Raw genomic sequence first — 3,794 nt, forward strand, 5'->3', positions numbered from 1 at the left:
CACTCCGCGCTGAATTATCAGGCGCCGTCTGAATTTGCGGCGGCCTGGAGAAAGGGTAATTCTGATAGTGAAGGATCCGACATTACTAAGTGAGCGTTGTATCTAATCCTGGGGGCAGGTCACAACTATTGAATGGATGGATTCAGGCAAATCAGCGCTATGTCGATCTCTTAGGAAAGAAAGATTGTTGTTGGTGGTATAACGAACGGACCAATGTCAGTGTTCTTGCTGGTGCTGCATGGTCATTAGGCTGGGCTGCAATTGAAGAATACCCTTCAAATAAAAGAATGAAGGGCTGCCTTCAGGAAAATACTGATACCAGTAAAGGTCGTGTTGATCTTTACATTACAAATAAAAATGATGATGTTGCTATCGAAGCTAAACATGCTTGGTATAATCTTGATAATATAAACGAAAGCAATGCTATTACTAATTTTAAAATGGATGAGGCACGTAGTGATGCTAATCGTTTGATAGGACAAGCTGGACGCCATTTTTCAGCAACTTTTGTTGTTTTTTATACTAAGATAAATTCACAAGAAATAATCACTGAAGAGTATATTGAACAGTTGATTGATGGTGCTATTCCGAATGACAGAAGAGAGTGTTTTTCATATGCATATCTTATTGATCAGCAGTTTATGTTTAAAAATGAGTTAGGGTATTATTATCCAAGCGTTGCATTGATATTGGAAAAAGTGGATAAATAGAATTTCATTTCTTATAAATTTCATTTCTCATTCTATATGTTATAATGTTCTCCTTGAAAAAGAGGGAACATTATGAGAATAATATTAATACGGCATGGAAAACCCGATATTAACATAACAAAGAAGTTATCTTCATATGATATGGGGTCGTGGATAGAGAATTATGATAAAAGTGAGGTGAGTGAAAGTCCTCCACAATATTTTTTTACAAGCAGCCTTATTAGCAAGAGTTTTGTCATTGTTAGTTCTTTACCTAGAGCATTAACATCATTGAAAATGATGGATATTAATCCTGATGCCATTGACTCAGTATATTGTGAGGCTCAGTTACCTTCATTCAACATTTTTGCGTTGAAGTTATCACCTATGACATATGCTTTTTTATTTCGTATCTTATGGTTTGTAGGGTTTTCTAAAAATGTTGAATCATATTGCTCAGCTAAACACAGGTCTAAATTGGCCGCAACAAAGTTAATAAGTTTTGCCCAAAAAGAATCCTCGATTTCTCTAATGGGACATGGGATTATGAATCGTATGATTGGCTATCAGCTTGAAAGGGAAGGATTCAAAAAAACAAAAAAATTAGGTAAAAATTACTGGGAATTAACTGTTTACGAGAAATCCTGACTGACAGGTTTTTCTCATGGAATAAATTACTCAAATTGGGTCTTATTGAATAGTCGAATTATATATCATCTGCCTAATCGAATGTGTTGTTCAATAGTTATGATAACCCTGTGGTTTCAATTTAGGCACCGGCTTTTTCTTGTCCGCCGCGAGTGTTGGTATGTAGTTAAGATTGCTATCAAGCTGTGCTGGCTTAACTGGACGACTTGGAAAACGTCTGATCTCATCTGGTGTTGGACTATAAGTGTCACTGTTAAATCTGGCACGTCTTTCATGCTCAGCGCGTGGCACAAAGATGCCTTGTACCTCATCAAACACATAGTTTTCAGCTATACGTTTATCGTGGTCAGCATCAACGGAAACAGGAGCTGGTTTCTTCTTGGCCCAGACAAATTTTTCTCTTATATATTCCACTACCAACAAAGTGAAACGTTTAAATATACCATCTTGACGGGGTTTAACCTGCTTCCTCTTGCTTTTAACAGAAGCGCGTTTGACCGCTCTGGCAGTTGAAGATGATGGGGTTTTCAATTTAGTGCGTGTATGAGGTGCAGGAGCAACCAAAACAGGTTTTTGACCTTCTGATGATGCCGACTGCGAACCCGTTTCAGTCAGGATAATTTCTACTGGTTCAGGTAGTTCAGATACCGTGAAACTTCTGAGGTCAACAACGATCTGCAGATCCAAATCTTTGAAGGTGTTGTATGTAGCCTGTGCTTCCTGTTTCATCTCATCACGAACAGCCTGTTCAGCAGCACGTTGCTTTTGCGCTGTTTGACTGTTCCATTTAGCACGCGGGATACGCTGCATTGTCGGGCGGCTGGTTAACGTTGCTTTGGTAAGCCAAAGTGCTTTTTCTTCCACGTCTAAGGTGATAGCTGCGTTTTCGAGTGCTTCATTGTATTGAGTATCAATAGAGCGGTGATCAATGCGCTCATTGCTGCCAGCAGCAGCCAGATAGCGATTGGCAATCACTGACCATGATTCACGCCAAAGAATTACGTTTTTCTTGTCGTTCCAGCTTCTTTCTTTTTTACCGAAACCATCAGCGGTGATTGGTTTTAATGTCAACATCACATGTGCATGGGGATTATTACCATCCAAATCGTGGAAGGCGATATCGGCAATCATTCCCTTATCAACGAAATTTTTCTGACAGTATTCAACAACCAGTTTTATCTTATCTTCATTGTTCAGTTCACAGGGAATAGCCACATCAAAATAACGGGCTGTTTGACCGTCCTTCTGACGCTCAACCCTTTCCACTTCGTTCCACAATGCTGTCGAGCTTTCAACAATATGAGCAGGTGCGGAAACAGGTGCTAATATCAGATGATGGAATAAATCTGTTCGGTGGCTGAAATCATAAGTATTGCCAGTGCGATCATCTGTTATTCTGCAACGTGCATGATAGGCTGCCTTCCTACAGGAAGACATACCCTCAGAACGTTTCACAATTTTAAACTCCAGATGAAATATCGCCATTAACTTATACAACCTCAATATAAAATAAAACCAAAATATAAAACGCAACGATCACTATGCTGCTGTTAGTTTTTCGCAAGAAAAACTTCGGGGTTGACGTTGACTTTGTTTCCGAAGGAAACGGTGTTAGCCTGCGGCAGGCAACCCCCGGTAGGGCCCACACACTGCGTAGCAGTGTATAAGTGGGCATTGTTTTCTTAAAAAAAGAAACAATGTAAAAGTCTTTCTCATTAATTAATACGAAATATATTAATGCCTGTAAAACAAAACGCCGAATTAAGCGGCGCAATCTGGATAAACGGGCGAAGTATTTCGCGATATTACCGCGATGGGTTTTAAATGGCGTCCGAAGGACAAGGGAAGTGTTAATTTATCCTGCCGTAAGGCGGGAAAGACATAAAACAGGAAAAATAAGCATCTTGTTAGGTTGTTTTCCCTGTTGCACACCTCACAGGTTAATAGAAAATTTTCAGGATAAAATTCAACAGGTAAAAGCAAAAACACTAATGATCAAAATTAAGTAACGTGGTGAGTATTAGATAAAATAGTTAGTGATTACTATCATGTGGTGTTGTTGATTTTTATTTTACCTTGCCATTTTTGGTTTTTGTTTTGTGTTTTTTTTGACAAGGAATAATAATTTGAGTAAGTAATATATAACAATTATTAATTAAAAATAGAGGGTTCAGAATGGGAGGGTTGATAACAACAGCAGCACGCCTTAAAGATGGTACGGTTGTAAGCTTTAGGCACTATACCAACAATGACTTTAACCTTGTCTTGAGACAAGATAATTTTATTAAAGAAATGAAAAGGATTTCTCCAAGCATAAAAATATCACCTAAAAGAAAATACATGAAACTCAGCAGGGATGATGTTATCGATAAATTTGAAAGAAGGTTCTCAAAGACAACGTTTGATTATGTGTGTGGGAATAGCTTTCTAGCCCCTGTCTGGTATGGAATCAACTTC

At 38.5% G+C, this 3,794-nt stretch carries 4 protein-coding genes; 3 read left to right on the top strand and 1 reads right to left on the bottom strand.

Annotation, left to right across the window (positions count from 1 at the left end):
• Nucleotides 1-89: 89 nt before the first annotated feature.
• Nucleotides 90-710, top strand: a complete 621-nt coding sequence (locus tag Q3A88_RS21650) for a hypothetical protein (RefSeq protein WP_317178640.1) — start codon at nt 90-92, stop codon at nt 708-710.
• A gap of 72 nt (nt 711-782) precedes the next feature.
• Nucleotides 783-1,337, top strand: coding sequence for a histidine phosphatase family protein (locus Q3A88_RS21655; protein ID WP_317178641.1), 555 nt, complete (start codon nt 783-785; stop codon nt 1,335-1,337).
• A gap of 90 nt (nt 1,338-1,427) precedes the next feature.
• Here the strand turns inward: Q3A88_RS21655 and mobQ are convergent, their stop codons facing one another.
• Nucleotides 1,428-2,822 (bottom strand): MobQ family relaxase, encoded by a 1,395-nt coding sequence (mobQ, locus tag Q3A88_RS21660; RefSeq protein ID WP_317178642.1) that lies wholly within the window; start codon nt 2,820-2,822, stop codon nt 1,428-1,430.
• A 690-nt stretch (nt 2,823-3,512) separates the two neighbouring features.
• Between mobQ and Q3A88_RS21665 the strand changes: the two genes are divergently transcribed.
• Nucleotides 3,513-3,794 (top strand): hypothetical protein (locus Q3A88_RS21665; RefSeq protein ID WP_317178643.1); only part of this gene is annotated, 282 nt, incomplete at its 3' end.

Source organism: Pectobacterium sp. HCp5_1, assembly GCF_032905925.1.
Lineage (GTDB): Bacteria > Pseudomonadota > Gammaproteobacteria > Enterobacterales > Enterobacteriaceae > Pectobacterium > Pectobacterium brasiliense_A.

What these genes read in the sequence shown, in the direction of transcription:
- Q3A88_RS21655 (WP_317178641.1), top strand. Translation starts at nt 783, where the DNA reads ATGAGAATAATATTAATACGGCATGGAAAACCCGATATTAACATAACA.
- mobQ (WP_317178642.1), bottom strand. Translation starts at nt 2,822, where the DNA reads ATGGCGATATTTCATCTGGAGTTTAAAATTGTGAAACGTTCTGAGGGT.